This window comes from Kushneria phosphatilytica, from assembly GCF_008247605.1.
GTDB classification, from domain to species: Bacteria; Pseudomonadota; Gammaproteobacteria; order Pseudomonadales; family Halomonadaceae; genus Kushneria; species Kushneria phosphatilytica.
Genome location: NZ_CP043420.1, coordinates 2,448,375 through 2,465,560 on the forward strand (window position 1 = coordinate 2,448,375; position 17,186 = coordinate 2,465,560).

The 17,186-nt window shown below is 59.4% G+C and carries 17 protein-coding genes and 1 tRNA gene; 7 read left to right on the plus strand and 11 right to left on the minus strand.

The window, feature by feature from the left end:
- The 3 genes from parE to pgi form a co-directional block, all read right to left on the minus strand.
- The gene (gene parE, locus FY550_RS11315) at nt 1–1,881 is read right to left on the minus strand and encodes a DNA topoisomerase IV subunit B (protein ID WP_070979119.1); all 1,881 of its coding nucleotides are present in this window, start codon (nt 1,879–1,881) and stop codon (nt 1–3) included.
- 62 nt (nt 1,882–1,943) lie between these two features.
- Nucleotides 1,944–2,609 carry a YqiA/YcfP family alpha/beta fold hydrolase gene (locus tag FY550_RS11320; RefSeq protein ID WP_070979271.1) on the minus strand — a complete coding sequence of 222 codons (666 nt, stop codon included), beginning with the start codon at nt 2,607–2,609 and terminating at the stop codon, nt 1,944–1,946.
- Between the two features lie 96 nt (nt 2,610–2,705).
- Nucleotides 2,706–4,352 carry a glucose-6-phosphate isomerase gene (pgi, locus tag FY550_RS11325; RefSeq protein ID WP_070979121.1) on the minus strand — a complete coding sequence of 549 codons (1,647 nt, stop codon included), beginning with the start codon at nt 4,350–4,352 and terminating at the stop codon, nt 2,706–2,708.
- Between the two features lie 136 nt (nt 4,353–4,488).
- Between pgi and cmoA the strand changes: the two genes are divergently transcribed.
- The 3 genes from cmoA (at nt 4,489) to FY550_RS11340 (ending at nt 7,341) form a co-directional block, all read left to right on the plus strand.
- Nucleotides 4,489–5,229, plus strand: a complete 741-nt coding sequence (gene cmoA / locus FY550_RS11330) for a carboxy-S-adenosyl-L-methionine synthase CmoA (protein WP_070979123.1) — start codon at nt 4,489–4,491, stop codon at nt 5,227–5,229.
- 17 nt (nt 5,230–5,246) lie between these two features.
- On the plus strand, nt 5,247–6,230 hold the full coding sequence (gene cmoB / locus FY550_RS11335) for a tRNA 5-methoxyuridine(34)/uridine 5-oxyacetic acid(34) synthase CmoB (protein ID WP_149054538.1): 984 nt from the start codon (nt 5,247–5,249) through the stop codon (nt 6,228–6,230).
- Nucleotides 6,231–6,363: 133 nt separating this feature from the next.
- Entirely contained in the window at nt 6,364–7,341 is a 978-nt protein-coding gene (locus FY550_RS11340; protein WP_070979127.1) for a ChuX/HutX family heme-like substrate-binding protein, read from the plus strand.
- A gap of 94 nt (nt 7,342–7,435) precedes the next feature.
- On the opposite strand, the gene cysN is transcribed toward FY550_RS11340, so the two are convergent.
- The 5 genes from cysN to FY550_RS11365 form a co-directional block, all read right to left on the minus strand.
- Nucleotides 7,436–8,863 carry a sulfate adenylyltransferase subunit CysN gene (cysN, locus tag FY550_RS11345; RefSeq protein ID WP_070979129.1) on the minus strand — a complete coding sequence of 476 codons (1,428 nt, stop codon included), beginning with the start codon at nt 8,861–8,863 and terminating at the stop codon, nt 7,436–7,438.
- Between the two features lie 62 nt (nt 8,864–8,925).
- Complete coding sequence (gene cysD, locus FY550_RS11350) at nt 8,926–9,837, minus strand: sulfate adenylyltransferase subunit CysD (protein WP_070979132.1); 912 nt, start codon at nt 9,835–9,837, stop codon at nt 8,926–8,928.
- Nucleotides 9,838–10,055: 218 nt separating this feature from the next.
- On the minus strand, nt 10,056–10,784 hold the full coding sequence (locus tag FY550_RS11355) for a metallophosphoesterase (RefSeq protein ID WP_070979134.1): 729 nt from the start codon (nt 10,782–10,784) through the stop codon (nt 10,056–10,058).
- A 5-nt stretch (nt 10,785–10,789) separates the two neighbouring features.
- Nucleotides 10,790–11,236, minus strand: coding sequence for a DUF1249 domain-containing protein (locus FY550_RS11360; protein WP_070979136.1), 447 nt, complete (start codon nt 11,234–11,236; stop codon nt 10,790–10,792).
- 2 nt (nt 11,237–11,238) lie between these two features.
- Nucleotides 11,239–11,865, minus strand: coding sequence for an NUDIX domain-containing protein (locus tag FY550_RS11365; protein WP_149054539.1), 627 nt, complete (start codon nt 11,863–11,865; stop codon nt 11,239–11,241).
- A gap of 207 nt (nt 11,866–12,072) precedes the next feature.
- Between FY550_RS11365 and FY550_RS11370 the strand changes: the two genes are divergently transcribed.
- Together FY550_RS11370 and greB are read left to right on the plus strand one after the other, a co-directional pair.
- A complete protein-coding gene (locus tag FY550_RS11370) occupies nt 12,073–12,405 on the plus strand; it encodes a four-helix bundle copper-binding protein (protein ID WP_070979139.1) in 333 nt (110 codons plus the stop codon).
- Between the two features lie 163 nt (nt 12,406–12,568).
- A complete protein-coding gene (gene greB / locus FY550_RS11375; protein WP_084388137.1) occupies nt 12,569–13,114 on the plus strand; it encodes a transcription elongation factor GreB in 546 nt (181 codons plus the stop codon).
- Between the two features lie 15 nt (nt 13,115–13,129).
- On the opposite strand, the gene FY550_RS11380 is transcribed toward greB, so the two are convergent.
- Together FY550_RS11380 and FY550_RS11385 are read right to left on the minus strand one after the other, a co-directional pair.
- Entirely contained in the window at nt 13,130–14,107 is a 978-nt protein-coding gene (locus tag FY550_RS11380) for a class I SAM-dependent methyltransferase (protein ID WP_070979143.1), read from the minus strand.
- A 16-nt stretch (nt 14,108–14,123) separates the two neighbouring features.
- Nucleotides 14,124–14,909 (minus strand): methyltransferase domain-containing protein, encoded by a 786-nt coding sequence (locus FY550_RS11385; RefSeq protein WP_070979145.1) that lies wholly within the window; start codon nt 14,907–14,909, stop codon nt 14,124–14,126.
- 109 nt (nt 14,910–15,018) lie between these two features.
- Between FY550_RS11385 and FY550_RS11390 the strand changes: the two genes are divergently transcribed.
- Together FY550_RS11390 and FY550_RS11395 are read left to right on the plus strand one after the other, a co-directional pair.
- Nucleotides 15,019–15,095: transfer RNA gene (locus tag FY550_RS11390), tRNA-Arg, on the plus strand.
- A gap of 163 nt (nt 15,096–15,258) precedes the next feature.
- Nucleotides 15,259–16,449, plus strand: coding sequence for a tyrosine-type recombinase/integrase (locus FY550_RS11395; RefSeq protein ID WP_070979147.1), 1,191 nt, complete (start codon nt 15,259–15,261; stop codon nt 16,447–16,449).
- On the opposite strand, the gene FY550_RS11400 is transcribed toward FY550_RS11395, so the two are convergent.
- A complete protein-coding gene (locus FY550_RS11400; RefSeq protein WP_149054541.1) occupies nt 16,439–17,122 on the minus strand; it encodes a hypothetical protein in 684 nt (227 codons plus the stop codon). The genes FY550_RS11395 and FY550_RS11400 overlap by 11 nt on opposite strands.
- Nucleotides 17,123–17,186: the final 64 nt, after the last annotated feature.

The window sequence follows — 17,186 nt, forward strand, 5'->3', positions numbered from 1 at the left end:
TCAGACTTCTACCTCAGCCATGTTGCCGTAGCGTTCCAGCCAGCCGCGCCGATCGGCAGCGCGCTTCTTCGCCAGCAGCATATCCAGAATATCGAGCGTGTCGTCGCCGGTTTCCCGCGTGAGCTGTACCAGCCGACGCGTATCCGGAGCCATGGTGGTTTCGCGCAGCTGTACCGGGCTCATTTCGCCCAGCCCCTTGAAACGCTGTACACCAGGCGTCCCCCGCTTGCCTTCGAGTCGCTTGAGAATTGCCGCCTTTTCACTCTCGTCGAGGGCGTAATACACCTCCTTGCCGAGATCGATGCGATACAACGGCGGCATCGCGACGAACACGTGGCCGGCATCAACCAGCGAAGGGAAGTGTCGAACGAACAGCGCACACAGCAGCGTGGCGATATGCAAGCCGTCGGAATCGGCATCAGCAAGAATACAGACCCGGTTGTAGCGCAGCTTCTCGAGATTGTCGCTGCCCGGGTCCATACCCAGCGCCACGGCAATATCATGAACTTCCTGTGAGGCCAGTACTTCCTGAGGGTCAACTTCCCAGGTATTGAGAATCTTGCCACGCAGCGGCAGGATCGCCTGAGTCTCGCGGTTGCGCGCCTGTTTGGCACTGCCACCGGCGCTGTCCCCCTCCACCAGGAAAAGTTCGCTGACCGCCGGGTCCTGACTGGAACAATCCGCCAGCTTGCCTGGCAGCGCCGGTCCCTGGGTGACCTTCTTGCGCGCCACCTTCTTTGAGGAGCGCTGACGGCGCTGCGCGGCGCTGATCACCAGTTCAGCCAGTTGCTCAGCCTGATCGGTATGCTCGTTGAGCCAGAGCGAGAAGGCATCCTTGACCACCGCCGATACAAAGCCGGCCACGGCGCGCGACGACAATCGCTCCTTGGTTTGTCCGGCGAACTGGGGTTCGAACATGCGCACTGATAGCACGAATGAAACCCGCTCCCAGAGATCATCGCCGGTCAGCTTGACGTTCTTCGGCAACAGGTTGCGGTAGTCACAGAACTCGCGCAGCGCTTCCAGCAAACCGCTGCGCAGGCCGTTGACATGGGTGCCACCAAGTGGCGTGGGGATCAGGTTGACATAGGATTCAACCAGCGCATCGCCGCCTTCGGGCAGCCACTGGATGGCCCAGTCCACGCCATGTTCTTCATCCTCGAAGCGCCCGACAAAGGGAGTTGCCGGTAGCGGCTCAAAGCCATCGGTTGCCTGGGCAAGATAGTCCCGGAGACCATCCTCGTACTGCCAGCGGGTTTCGCTGCCGTCGCTTTCGATCAGCACCATTTCCAGACCGGGGCACAGCACGGCCTTGGCCCGCAGCAGATGACGCAGTCGCGAGACCGATACACCCGGAGTATCGAAATAGCTGTTTTCAGGCCAGAAGCGCACCAGAGTACCGGTCATCTTCTTCGGACAACTATCGATAACCGACAGGTCCTCGACCTTCTCCCCCCGGGCAAAAGCCATGGCATGACGTTCACCGCCCTTGCACACTTCGACCTCAAGCCGCTCGGAGAGCGCATTGACGACCGAGACGCCGACGCCGTGCAGGCCACCGGAGAAACGATAGTTCTCCTGTGAGAACTTGCCGCCGGCATGCAGCCGGGTCATGATCAGCTCGACCCCCGATACGCCATGCTCGGGATGGTGATCGATCGGCATGCCGCGACCGTCATCGGTCACCTCGATACCGCCATCATCCCGCAGACGCACGACAATACGATGAGCGTGACCGGCCAGGGCCTCATCGACGCTGTTATCGACCACCTCCTGAACGAGATGGTTGGGACGCGAGGTGTCGGTGTACATGCCGGGACGCTTGCGCACCGGCTCCAGGCCGGAGAGCACCTCGATGGAACTGGCGCTGTATTGGCTCATACCACCTGTTATATCCGTCAGAGAGTAGGAACGGCCGGGATTTGCCGGCCCCGGCCGGGGCGCTAACCGCGCGGCTGATCGTCGGGCAATTCCGGCGGCTCGGCCTGCAGTCCGCGGCGCACCGACGCCGGTAGTGTCAAACCACCATGGGCCAGCACTTCCGGTAGAAATGCGGGATAACGACTCAGCCCGTGATCGTCGTCTTCGCTGAGCAGAAAGCGGCTACCCTCGAAGGCGCTCATGGCCTCACGGTAATCGAGCACTTCATCCGCGGTACCCAGCAACACCAGGCTGGGCGCAGGCGAAGCGAATACCGTTTCAAGTGCTCGTGCCTGCTGCTCGTGCGAGGCATCGATCAGAAATGTTTCGCCGGTCCAGGTATTTTCAAAGGACTCACCCTGATAAGCCATGGCAATCCTCGAGGGATGGATGGCCGGATTGATGACGGCGATGGCGGCTACTGGCTCATGGCGTGCCAGGCACGCAGCCAGAAAGCCCCCCATCGAGCTGCCAATAACCAGGGTACGGCCTCTCAGCGAACGCAACGCATCAAGCGCCGCATCGAAGGCCTCCTGCGGGCGATGCGATAGCCAGGGCGCATAAAATCGAACTTGCGGCTCGGCCCATGCACAGACCCGGCGAGTCATTTCTGCCTTGACCGAAGTCGGGTGGCTATTGAAGCCGTGCAGGTAAAGCACATTGTCGACCGGGCGGACTTGATCACTCATGACGCCAGCATAACTCAAAAACTGTATATATAACCAGCATCCTGTTAATGGGGTTCGGCCTGCCAGCCGAACCCCGGGCAACACGCCATGATGCGATCATGCGTTATGGCTACCGGCCCAGACGGCCTCGATCAGAGCACGACTGGAGTCATCAAGCCGGTCAGCGCCACTGCCGCTTTTGAGGATGCCATCGGTTTCATTGGCAATCTGCTTGCCCAGTTCAACGCCCCACTGATCGAAGGAATCGATATCCCAGATAGTGCCCTGAACGAAGACCTTGTGCTCATAGAGCGCCACCAGGGCCCCGAGCGATTCCGGCGTCAGCTGCTGGAGCAGCAGCGTGGTCGAAGGCTGGTTGCCGGCATAACGCTTCCACGGCGGCCGCTCCTCACCTTCCGGCAAAGCATCATCACCCAGCATCAGCACGCGTGACTGGGCAAAACAGTTGGCCAACGCCAGACGGTGCTGATACTTGAGGTCCGCCCGCAGGGTATCGTCTTCAACATTGCTGTAGCGATCGATCGGTGCGATGAAGTCACAGGCCACAGCCCGAGTACCCTGATGAAGCAGCTGATAAAAGGCATGCTGCCCATTGGGGCCGATTTCCCCCCAGATGATCGGGCAGGTGGCGTAATCGACCTGCTCACCCTCATTGGTAGTCGACTTGCCATTGGACTCCATTTCGAGCTGCTGCAGGTACCCCGGCAAATGGCCGAGACGGCCGTCATAGGGCAGCACGGCCAGCGAAGGAATATCGAGGAAGTTGGTATTCCAGATGCCCACCATGGCAAACAGCACCGGCAGGTTCTGCTCCAGCGGCGTATTGCGGAAGTGCTCATCCATCTGATGGGCACCGTCCAGCATGCGCCGGAAGTTATCCATGCCGACTTTCAGGGCGATCCCCAGACCGATACCGCTCCAGAAGGAGTAGCGCCCACCGACCCAGTCCCAGAACAGCAACTGGTGTTCACGATCAAAGCCCCACTCGTCCATTTTTTCGGACTTGGTAGAAACACCGATGAAGTGCTGGCGTTTGATGGAAGCTTCGCTCTCACCCAGTCCCTCTTTCAGCCAGTCCAGCGCGGTGGCGGCATTGGCAGCGGTGTCGATGGTACCGAAGGACTTCGAAGAGTAGATGAACAGCGTGGTCTCCGGATTCAGCTGCGGCAGGATATCGGCCAGCTGGGAGCCATCAATGGTCGAGGCAAAATGCAGTTCGACCTGGTGGACATCGGTCGGCGCGAACTCTTCGAGTGCCGTCGAGACCATCAGCGGGCCGAGATCCGATCCACCCACACCGAGGTTGACCACATCGGTGATTGGCCGGCCACTGGTGCCACGCCACTGCCCGGCGTGCAGCTTGTTTACCATGCGCTCCATGGCATCGAGGCTGTCATGCACTGCTGCCACGACATCGGTTTCGTTGACATGCAGCCGTGCATCGCGGGGCATGCGCAAAGCACTGTGCAACGCCGGACGATCCTCGGTGCGGTTAACATGCTTGCCTTCCAGCAGGCGCGGAATAGCCTGCTCAACGCCGGCTTCGCGAGCCAGGTCCAGCAGCAGCTCCATGGTCTCGCCGCGAACGCGCTGCTTGGACAGATCCATGCGCAGACCTGCCGCTTCATGCGTCAGTGCGCTGGCGCGCCCACCCTCACTGAACAGGGAACTCAGGTGAACATCGCGCATACTGTCGCGATGCTTTTCGAGTGCCTGCCAGGCGCGGTTTTGACGAATCGACATCCGAACTCCTCCTCGAACACGTGCAGCTGAAATGATCAAAGCGTAGAATGGCTGCGTCCTGCTGTCCCGCCGGGCGAGCATCGCGACAGCACCCCGCACCCATGCCTTTCCGAGTTGACTCGATGGCCAGAGCCCGATGACTGACGCATCTTACCGTGACGCACTCTTTACAACACCCCTGGACCGAGTTGCCAGCTTCTCCTTCGATGAACAGGTGGTGCGCTGTTTTCCTGACATGATTCGCCGTTCGGTTCCCGGCTATGGTCAGATCATCGGCATGCTGGGCGTCATTGCGGCCCGCCATCTGCGTCGAGGCGCCCATGTCTACGATCTCGGCTGCTCGCTGGGCGCGTCCACACTGGCACTCTGCCAGCAGTTGCCTGCCGATGCATTTACCCTTGATGCCGTCGATCTCTCGCCCGCCATGGTCGAACGGGCGCGTGAAGTGCTCACAGAGCACTGTCCCGGCTACACCGTCAATGTGCATGAAGGCGATATCCGTCACTTCCCGTTGCGTTCTGCAGGGCTGATCATGGTCAATTTCACCCTGCAGTTTCTCGATCCCGAAGATCGTGAAGCGGTCATCGACCGGCTCTACCGGACACTTGAGCCCGGGGGCATGCTGATTCTGGCAGAAAAGATCACTTTCGCAGATCCAACCCGTGCCGCACTGATGATCGACTGGCATCATGATTTCAAGCGGGCCAACGGCTACAGCGAGCTGGAAATCTCGCAGAAACGCAACGCGCTGGAACATGTCATGATCCCCGACACCCTCGAGACGCATCATGACAGGCTGGCCCGCTCCGGCTTCAACCGTCATTACACCTGGTTTCAGCATCTCAATTTCGCCGCCATGGTGGCTTTTCGCGACTGACTCGAATCTGCCCAGCAATGTCGACCCGAAACTATCAGCAGGCACTCTACCATGCTTTTGTCGATGCCGGCCTGACCACCTGGCTGTCACGACTGCCTGATCAGCTCGCCCGTGGGCTCGATCGTCAGCGCTTCGGCGATCTGCCGCAGTGGGAAAAGGCGGTACACAAACTGCCAACACCCGGCGGAGAATGCCACGTCGAGCTTAACGCCGATACCGTGGCCATCGATGCCGGCATGAGCGACGCCGATCGACGCCGCAGCCGCAGCCTGCTCGCCTTGCTCGCCCCATGGCGCAAGGGGCCGTACCGCATCGATGACATCGACATCGATACCGAATGGCGATCCGACTGGAAGTGGCAGCGCGTGGCCCCGCACCTGAGCCCGCTGAAGGGTCGACGCATTCTCGATGTTGGTGGGGGCAACGGCTATCACGGCTGGCGCATGGCGGGCGCCGGCGCCGGGCTGGTGATCGTGGTCGACCCCTCGCCGCGCTTTTACTGGCAGTTTCTTGCCATGCGCCACTTCATCGGCAGCGCACCGCCGGTTCACTTCGTGCCGGTCGGACTGGAAGATGTCCCTCCTGAGCTCGAATACTTCGATACAGTCTTCTCGATGGGGGTGCTCTACCATCGTCGCTCACCCATCGATCACCTGCTGGCACTGCGCGATACCCTGCGTCCGGGCGGCGAGCTGGTACTGGAGACACTGGTGGTGGAAGGCGATGAACATACGCTGCTGATGCCCGGCGATCGCTATGCACGCATGCCCAATGTGTGGTTCCTCCCCTCCTCTGCGGCATTGAGCCACTGGTGCCGACGTTGCGGCTTCGAGGACGTTAAAGTGGTCGATGAAGCCCCTACTACCCTGGATGAGCAGCGCGCCACCGAGTGGATGACCTTTCAGTCACTGCGCGACTTCCTCGATCCCGATGATCCCACACGTACCGTGGAAGGGTATCCGGCCCCTCGCCGAGCCGTGCTGATCGCTCGACGGCGCTGACGTCACTCAAAAGGCTCTCCTGCACAGCTCAGCAGTATCGCGAGGCTTGTTGATGGCGCCATAATCGATAATAATTATCATTCATTAAATTTCGATACCGGCCAACACCACACGCCTGTGCGGGAGCCCTGCCATGACGCTATCCGCCGTACTGTTCGAAGCCTTTGAGGAAGCACGCCTGCGCGCCCCGCAGCTGGACAGCCAACAGCTGGCCGAACTGCTGGGCATCAGCGAAGGAGAACTACAGGCTGCCAGACTGGGCCACGGAGTTCGGTCGCTGTGCCTGACCGCCTGCGATCTGGCAATGATGCTGCCACGACTGGGACCGCTTGAAATCGTAACCGAGGCCCATCACGCCTCCCTGAGCAGCCGCATCGAACACTGCCGAATCGATGTAGGGGCACGCCACGCCCATCTTGCCCAGGGCAATACGCTAGCCATTGAAATGCTGCTGCCCGGCTGGTACTGGGCCTGCCTCTCTCATGAGCGCCGCCCCGGGGAAGAAGACACCGCCCCCTGCGTACAGATTTTCAACCGTTTCGGACAGGCCATTCACAGGCTGTATGCCCTGCAACCGGCGCATCCGGCCTGGCGCGCCCTGCGTTTTTATACTTCGCGGATCACACCAGGATTTACCCGCTGTATCGACTTATTCCACCAGGCCACCCCGCCATCGCAGTCATCGCTGATCGAGCAGTGGCAGCACCTGCGCAACGAACTGGATCTGCGCCAGCTACTGCGCCGCCACCGTTTGCGTCGTATCGATGCCAACCGCGCGGTAGCCGGGCACTTCAGCCAGCGCATCAATACCAACCGTTTCATCATGGCCATGGCGAGCACCTGCCATGACAGCCGGCTGACACGTCTTCGCATGTGCCACACCGGGTTACTGCATCAGCACTGCGATCGGTTTACCTTCCTGAGTCCGGGGGCAAACCAGTGGCTGCAGCTTGAAGGCAGTACGCTGAGCCTGAGCCTCGATACGCTGGCACTGGCCGAAGCCTGGGAGGTCATCCGCCCCGGGGCTTCAGGCTCACAAACCGTACTGGAAGCCTTCGATCAACAAGGCCATCTGATGGTTGCGCTGGAAGCAGCTCAGCCTGTGGCGTAGCCCTTCGCACCTGCGCAAACGCCCCCGCCCCTCGGCTGAGGGGGCGGGGGCGTTATTGTTTGAGCGAAGCGAAACACCCGCTTGATGCAGGATATCAGCGCTGCCCAAACAGCTCCTTCACATCCCGGGCTTCCCAGTGCGGGAAGTGGCGACGAATGAGGGCATTGAGCTCGATTTCGAAGGCCTCCCAGTCCACCGTGGTACTGCCACCGCTTTCACTCAGTGCCTCACGCACCATGCCAGCGCCCACGGTCAGGTTGGTCAGACGATCGATGATGATGAAGCTGCCGGTCCCCGGACTGACATCGTAGGCATCCACCGGCACTGCCTGGGTCAGCTCGACCCGACAGCGTCCGATCTCGTTGAGCCCCAGCTCGCCGGCATCGTGATGGGTCAGTGTATTGACGTCGATGCCGTAGTCGATATCGCTGATCTGTCCGCTCGCGTCACGGGTGGCCAGCTTGAAGTCGTAGCCACGACCGGGCACCAGCGCCCGTTCGTGCATCCAGACGATATCCGCGGTAAAGCTGTTCGACAGCGGCAGCTCGGCATCACCGCCCACCAGCCAGTCACCGCGAGAGACATCCACCTCATCGGCGAGTGTCACGGTGATTGCCTGGCCGGGGTACGCCTCGGCCAGATCGCCATCGAAGGTGACGATCCGTTCGACCGTCGATGTCTTGCCGGAGGGCAGTACCTTCACCCGCTGACCGGGGCGCAGAATACCGGCCTGCAGGGTGCCGGCGTAGCCGCGGAAGTCGAGATCGGGACGATTGACGTACTGCACCGGAAAGCGCAGATCGCTGAGGTTCTGATCCTCGGTAATCTCGACGTCTTCGAGCAGCGACAGCAGCGCCGGGCCCTCGTACCAGGGCATGTTGTCACCGCGGTTGACGACACTGTCACCTTCCAGCGCCGACATCGGCACGAAGTGAATATCCCTTGCCGAGAGGTTATCGGCAAACTCGAGATAGTCGCGCCGGATCTCCTCGAAGCGCTCCTGCGAGTACTCCACCAGATCCATCTTGTTGACGGCGATCACGAAGTGCCGGATGCCCAGCAGATCACAGATGAAGCTGTGACGACGGGTCTGCACCTGCACGCCATAGCGGGCATCGATCAGGATCACGGCCAGGCTGGCGGTCGAGGCGCCGGTTGCCATGTTGCGGGTGTACTGCTCGTGCCCCGGCGTGTCGGCGATGATGAACTTGCGCTTGTCGGTCGAAAAGAAGCGATAGGCCACATCGATGGTGATGCCCTGCTCGCGTTCGGACTGCAGGCCATCGACCAGCAGCGCCAGATCGACCCGATCGCCGGTGGTGCCACGGGTCTTCGAATCCCGCGACAGCGCTGCCAGCTGATCCTCGTAAATCATCTTCGAGTCGTGCAGCAGTCGACCGATCAGGGTCGATTTGCCGTCATCGACGCTACCGCAGGTAATGAAACGCAGCAGATCCTTGGCCTCGTGTTCCTTGAGATAGGCCTCGATATCCTCGGCGATCTTGGGAGATGAGTGTGACATGTCGGACACCCTGAATATGAAAAACCTGTATCGGCGCGTATCCAGTCGGATGCGGGTCGATCTCAGAAATACCCTTCGCGCTTCTTGCGCTCCATCGAGCCGGCCTGATCGTGATCAATGGCACGACCGGAGCGTTCCGAGGTGCGGGTCAGCAGCATCTCCTGGATGATGTCCGGCAGCGTGTCGGCCTCGGACTCTACCGCTCCGGTAAGCGGATAGCAGCCCAGGGTCCGGAAGCGTACCGACTTCATCTCGGGCTCTTCGCCCGGCTCCAGCGGCATGCGCTCGTCATCGACCATGATCAGGGTGCCATCGCGCTCGACGACCGGACGCTTTTTGGCGTAATAGAGCGGCACAATGGGAATCGATTCGAGATAGATGTACTGCCAGATATCCAGCTCGGTCCAGTTGGAGAGCGGAAAGACGCGAATCGACTCGCCCTTGTTGACGTGACCATTGTAGAGGTGCCACAGCTCGGGGCGCTGATTACGCGGGTCCCAGCGATGATAGCGGTCACGAAAGGAGTAGACGCGCTCCTTGGCCCGCGAGGCTTCCTCGTCACGTCGTGCGCCACCGAAGGCCGCATCGAAGCGGTAGTGATCCAGCGCCTGCTTGAGCGACTGGGTCTTCATGATGTCGGTGTATTTGGCACTGCCGTGGTCGAAGGGGTTGATACCGGCCTCGCGCCCCTCCTCGTTGATGTGCTCGATCAGCTCCATGCCGGTTTCGGCCGCCATGCGGTCCCGAAACTCGATCATTTCCCGGAACTTCCAGGTGGTGTTGACGTGCATCAGCGGGAACGGCGGTATCCCCGGATAAAAGGCCTTACGGGCCAGATGCAGCATCACCGAAGAGTCCTTGCCGATGGAATAGAGCATCACCGGGTTACGGAATTCGGCAGCCACTTCCCGGATGATGTGGATCGACTCGGCTTCGAGCTGCTTCAGATGGGTCTGTCGCTCGGCGGAAAGCATGCGATCGGCAACCTCTTCATGACAGGCGTGCGCAGCCCGTCGGGCGGCGCGGAAACAATAGACGGCCGCTGCAGACAAACACAGCAGTCGGCGGTCATCGGCAACGAGCGGTCCGCAGCGTACAGGACCGCGATAATGCAGCCACGTTAGCCACCCATCGTCATAACGTCAAAGAATCAACTTCTATCCAGTTAGACGATAATGGCATAAAGCGTGAATCAGGAGACCTCGACTCGAACGACGCGCGACTGCCAGGCGCCGCTATCGGCCAGCTCGATGATTCGATACCCGGGGCGTGCGGTATCATCGAGGGTAAATTCGGCAGAGGCAGGCGCAAACTGTTGCGACACCGCGGGAACGGTCTGCACCGCCACCTCCTGCTGGCGTGTTTCAAAGACGTGATGTACATGGCCGGCGATGACCAGCTGCACCTGGTCATACAGCGCCAGGGTTTGCCAGAACGCATCGCGGTCGGCCACACCTGCACCATCCATCCAGGCCGAGTTGACCGACACCGGAGGATGGTGCATGGCGATCAGTGCTGGTCGCGAATCGGCCAGCAGCTGCTCGGAGAGTTGCTCAAGCGCTGCCTGGCCGACTCGTCCGCCCACCTCACCGGACACTCGCGTATCCAGCAGCAGGAGTTGCCAGCCTTCAATCGTCAGTTGCCCGGGCAAGGCACGTACCTGCGCCATGGCAGAGCGTTCGTCATGATTGCCGGGCAACCATGCCCAGTCACAGCCGAGGCGATCCAGGCAATCGGCGGCCACGCGATAGGAAGCCACACTGCCATCCTCGCTGATATCACCGGTGACCAGCACCAGCTCCGGATGGTGGGCTTTGATGTCTTCCAGTATGGCTTCGCAGTGGCGGCGGGCATGAACGCCCCGATACTCGGCTTCGGGATCGGCACTCAGGTGCAGGTCGCTGATCTGAATCAAACGCATGGCAATCAGGGGGTCTCGGGCTGGTTCAGGGCCTGACCGTGCGCCAGGGTGTGATCAAGCCACTCGCCGAGGAAGCGATTGAGCTGCAGCTTCTCGTCAGGCTGATGCATGTGCGCATTGGGATAGCGATAGCGCCCCTGGAAGTGGCGACGGCGCTGAAAGTCCGTGACCTCAGCCATGCGCACATCGTGATAGAGATGCACGACCATGCGTGGCGTATCGATCATCTCATCGAGCACACCGCTCTGAGAGACCTTCAGCATGGTGGTATAGGGCGCACGCTCCCGCACTTCCAGATGCAGCGAGCCGAAATGCCCGGTGCGTCCGGTAAGTGGAATCTCGATGTGTTCGCCGGCCTCGGCGTCCCCCAGCAGGCGACACAGGCGCACATAGTTCGCCGTGCATTCGCCCTGCAGGGTCTTGAGATCTGTCACGTACGCATTCTTGCTCAAGATTATCTCCTTGCCCTCAGACTGGCACGCTCACGCGCCAGCCAGTACATGGCGATCAGCGCCATGGCATTATCCAGATGGCCCTCTTCCAGAAGTTGCCATGCCTGCGTAAACGGCAGGACATGCACCAGAATATCCTCGTGCTCGCTATCGAGCCCGTGTACCCCCCCCAGCTCACGGCTATCCACCAGCGCACAGTAAAGCGTGACATATTCGCTGCAGGCGCCAGGGCTGGGAAAATAACGCTGAATTTCAATCAGTTCATCAACGCGACAGCCGGCCTCTTCTTCTGCCTCACGGCGGGCCACTGCCTCGGGAGATTCATTGCTGTCGATCAACCCCGCCACCGGCTCGATCAGCCAGGGCGTACGCGGGCGATCCAGCGCCCCGGCACGACACTGTTCGACCAGCACCACCGCATCGCGTTCGGGATCGTAAAGCAGTACGCCGACCGCATCATGGCGCACATGGACCTCGCGGGTCACCGTTTCGCTCCAGCCGCCGCCGAATCGTCGATAGCGCAGCTGGCGTCGGTAGAGATCAAAAAAGCCGTCGTAAAGACACTCATCAGCGACCCGTTCAACGTCCTCGCGGCCGAAACGGCTCGCGGGTGGTTCCTGCTGCGTCATGACACCCGTTCCCATCGCATTGTTCCGATTAGCGTCACAGTATCGACAAGCCAATGTCCGTTTGCCAGCCGGAAGCCTGTGCTGAGCCAACATCGGGGCCCGACACACCTTTGTCGACCCCATTCCGGCTATCTATGCTGCCGATGTCGTGGTCGCACTTCAAAGGCCACCCTATGTTCCATGCATGATGTTTCATGGAGGAGAATCATGGCTTCCACCAACCGCTACAACGAGTGCATCGAAGCAGCTCAGCGCTGCGCCATTGCCTGTGATAACTGTGCTGCCTCCTGCCTTCGGGAAGAAAACGTTGCTCACATGGCAGAGTGCATCCGCAGTGACATGGATTGCGCTCAGATCTGTCGTACTGCAGCGGCCTTCATGGCGCGCGACAGCGAGATGGCACCGCAACTGTGTGCACTGTGTGCCGAGATCTGTCAGCGCTGCGGCGATGAATGCGCCCAGCATGATGCCGATCACTGCCAGCAGTGTGCCAAAGCCTGCCACGAGTGCGCTGAAGCCTGCCGACGCGTAGCTGCCTGATAGCAGCCCCCATTACTGAAATGGCCTGTTACAGAGCGCCCTTTTCGACCGACCTGCGGGTCGGTCGTCGTACTTTCCACCTTGCCTGTCACCCGCTTGGCAAGGGCCGGACTCCCGGCTAAGGTAGCGGCTTTTCCTACTTCGCAACTCTCGGGCAGGCGCCATGAAAGGACGCAACATGACGCGCTGGCGCGATCCTGCAAAGGACCCGCGCCAGGAGAAAAAGACCAACCTGATTACCGCCAAAGGCTATGCGGACATGCAGGGGCTGCTCGATCATCTGGTGCGCGAACGCCGCCCCGAGCTCTCGCGCAAGACCGGTGAAGCAGCCGCCCAGGGCGATCGCAGCGAGAACGCCGATTATACCTATAACAAGAAAGCGCTGAACGCCACCATCTCGAAGATCGCCTGGCTGCAGCGACGACTGGACGATCTGACCGTGGTCGATCGACTGCCGGAGGACCTTGAACGCATCTTCTTCAGTGCCTGGGTCACCCTGGAAGATGATGATGGCGAAGAGATGACGGTGCGTATTGTTGGCCCGGATGAAACCGACAATCGCCGCCACTGGATCAGCGTCGATGCCCCGCTCGCCCGCGCCCTGCTGGGCAAGCGGCTGGATGATGATGTCACCGTTGATGCCCCCGGCGGCGAGCAGCACTATATCGTGACCGAAATCGACTATTTCAAGGATGACCACCGCCGCTGACGGTGGCCGAACCCATCACGCCCTGGCCCGATAGACCCGGAAGCGACGATCCTCGCTGAGAACCTCAACCCGACCGAAGTGCGCCTCAAGCATCGCGCGGTACGGCAGAAACGCATTCGCCACCAGATAGAGCGCGCCTTCCGGCTCGAGATGCACCGAGGCTGATGCAATCAGCTTGCGCGTCGGGTCGGTATCGACCTGACGCTCCTGATGAAATGGCGGGTTGGTGACGATCGCCTCGAACTGGCCTTCAATGTCATCGAGCATATCGCTGGCACGGACCTCGCCTGCCAATCCGTTGGCCGCGAGCGTACGCCGGGTCGCCTCAACCGCCAGATGGTTGCTGTCGACCGCCGTCACCTCGGCACCACCCCGGGCCAGCGTGGCCGCGATAACACCATCGCCACAGCCGGCATCCAGTACCCGGCCATGCAGCTCGGGCAGTGCTGCCAGCAGCATCTGCGTACCCTCATCCACCTTGCCGTGCCCGAAAACACCGGGATGACTCACCAGCGTCAGCCCCAGCGCCTCGAAGCTCATCCACTGCTCATCCTCGGCGGTCGCCACGGTCGCGCTCTCGAACAGTGAACAGCGACGGGCGTTATCGATACGCTGGCACGCCATGCCGAGCTCTTCCAGAATCTTCGGCACGCGTCGCGCTCCGCCATGATGCTCACCGACAATCATCAGTGGCGTGCCCAGCGGCAGCTGGCGGCACAACTCTTCCACCCACCAGCGCCCCAGTGCCAGTGTTTTCGGCCAGAACAGCAGCACGCCAGCCGGCGTCTCGGGCAGCTCGAATGTCAGCCCTTCGCAGACCTCATGACCGGCACGACGCCACATCGACGCCCGCGCATGATCGAGAGTCAGAATGCGCCGGGGCTGACCGCTCAATAACCCCTCATCAGCGGGCGGGGCTACCAGCAGCCAGTCGGCAAAGCGGTTTTCCGGCTGGCGTGCCAGCAGCTGGCCCATGGGCGTGGTCATGGTCATGACAACAGAACATCCTTCAGAACGAGGCATCGGCGCTGTGGTCAGGTCGATGCAGGGTATAATGCAAATAGCGCCCCAGGCGCCAGTAAGGCTCGCAGCGGCAAAAGCGCCGCTCCAGTTCGAAGAGTTTATCAAGCGTGGCCGCATCGGGGTGGCGTTCGCGCAGATAGTCATGAAAGACCCGAATCCCCGTCACGCCCCGAACTTCCAGCCCGGCCGCCTGCACCCAGCGCATTATCTGCTCATGGGTAAGCGGTGAAATCGGTGTCAGCCGTTTGCCCTTGCCCATCCCGGCCAGACGATCGGCCAGCACCCGATCGAGATTGCCCTTGACGATGTTCGACAGCCTCAGGGCATCGGCATTGAATACCATCAGCGACACCCAGCCACCCGGCGCGACCAGTTCGGCCAGCCGTGGGATAGCGGCCTCCGGCGCTGCCAGCCACTCGAGTACCGCATGGCAGAATACCAGCGGCCACGGATGAGGCGCCTGATAGCCCTGCAGATCGACCGCGTGATAGTCGATTTTCAGCCCGCCCAACCGCTCGCGCGCTGCCGCCAGCATATCCTCGGCGGGCTCCAGCAGCGTGACCGAATGGCCACGCTCGGCGGCCCACTGCGCCATATGCCCCAGCCCACCACCGACATCCAGTATCGGCTGATCGTGCAATGGCAGCTCGCGCTGCAACGTCTCCTGCAACAATGCCAGGCGCAACTGACCGCGGCTGGCGCTATACATCGACTGCGCGAACTTCTCGACCATGCCGTTGAAGTGGCGATCGCCTAGCGGAGATTCACTCATGGCGGTAAAACACTCCGATCAATGACAGGGGCTTCAATAACGCGATTACCCCCTGTTGAACAAGTCGGGTTTATCCGCCGGAACAAAATGCCTATAATGCGCCCGCTCCGCCCCCGTAGCTCAGCTGGATAGAGCGTCCCCCTCCTAAGGGGAAGGTCTCAGGTTCGAATCCTGACGGGGGCACCACCGACGCTTCCTAACAGGGCTTACACGTTCCAAAATTAGTCCTTAAAGCCCTGAAAATAAGCACTTTTTATACCCCACCCTTCCTGAGCAATCTTCCAGAAGCCAGCCAAAAAATGGTATAGAACTGGGTATATACCCAATTCGAAGAATGTCGCTATACCACATGTCGCTGACGATCAGGCAAATCAAGGCTTCCAAGCCCGGCAAGAAAGAAATCACCTTATCCGATGGTTTGGGACTCGAACTCAGGATTTCCCCTTCTGGTCGCAAGGGGTGGCGTTTGCGCTATACCAGACCCAACGGCAAGCGCAACATGATGAGCCTTGGCAGCTATCCCGAAGTTACCCTGGCTGAGGCCCGAGAGAAGCGCACGGACATGCGCCGGTTACTGGCACAGGGCATCGATCCCGTTGAGCATCGCAAGGAAGAAAAGCGCGAGCGGCTTTATGCCAGTGGAAACATCTTTCAGGTGCTGGCCAAGGAATGGCACGACACCATGGTGCCCCGCTGGAAAGCCGGGACCAAACGTGCAGAGCAAAGCTGGTCCGCGCTGGAAACTCATGTTTTCCCAATGGTGGGCGATCAAGCCATCGATACCATCAAACCACTTGAATGGCTCGATGTGCTCCGACGAATGGAAGCTGTCGGCAAATTTGAACAAAAGCGCAAGGTTCACTCGTTCTGCCGTGATATTTATCGATACGCCATTATCACCGGACGAGTTAACTATAATCCGCTGACCGATCTGGCGGGTGCCCTGCAACGTCAGCCGCGCACGCATTTCTCGCATGTCTCTCAGGCCGAAATACCAGAGCTGATTCACGCCATTAACCAGTATGACAAGAGCAAGCTGGTTCAAACCGGCCTTAAGCTGCTGACGCTGACAGCAGTTCGCCCGGGTGAACTCCGCTGGGCTCGCTGGGACGAATTCGACCTCGAAGCCGCTATCTGGAAGATCCCTGCCGAACGCATGAAGATGGCGCGCCCTCACAGCGTCCCACTACCCTGTCAGGCACTTCAGTGTCTGAGGGAGTTACGCAAGGTGACCGGTCAATACCGCTTCCTGTTTCCCGGGCGCAATGATTCAACGAAACCCATTTCGGATGCCTCTTTCGGCATGGCCTTTAAGCGGATGGGCTTTGAAGGAAGGCACGTACCGCATGGCACCCGCCATATGGTAGCCACCGGCCTCAAGGAGATGGGATACCCCGGCGAGTGGATCGAGGCACAGCTCTCGCACAAGCTGCCGGGGATTCAGGGGGTATATACCCATGCCGAACACATGGCGCCGGAGCAAAGGCCGGCCATGATGCAGGCATGGGGAGATTACATTGCCTCTCAGCTTAATTTGTAACCATTGCTCTGAGCATTTCTCGCATTTCAATGATTTCAGTAATCAGATTTCTTACAGTTTCTTTTCTGAATTCTAGCTTTTCATTATGAGATTGGTCTTCTCTCCATGTGAAAATAAAATTGTTGCCAGCAAGGTGATACTCAGAAAGGTCGATTTCTCTTTGGATTTCACTGATATTAGATGCGATTTGCATTTGAATATCGTAAATGTCTTTTGAGAAGGATAGTAGATTGTTAGAGCTGACATTATAGTTATAAAACTCCAGCTCTATTTGAAGGTCTGAATCTAAGCAGTAAGCTATTTCCCCACCTTCAATCCTTAATTTTTCAAACATTTCAGGCATCAGGCTAAGGTAGTCTATGACTCTTTTTATTTCTTGTGGATCGTAAGAATAGGTCTGGTTTTGATTGTACAGTTGGTCTCGATGATGCTTTATCTCATTGCAAGTGTAATTTTTACTTTGGCTGGTAGTTGAGTCAAAAGTATCGTGATGGTCGAAGCATAGGAAGGCCAAGTTTTCCACCCGATTGTCATTTTTGTTTTTGTTTAAATGAGCTATTTGCCCTCTTTTTTGTGTGCTGTCCTGATTTAATCCAAAGCATAATGCACATCTGCGAAGGCTTTTTGTAAGTACAGTCTGCTCTGCAATTTGTGGCAACTTAGATCTGGCCATGATTTCTCTCTTAGTAGGCGTTAATCGAATTTAATATTTTCATTTTCTTGAAGACAGCTTTGGC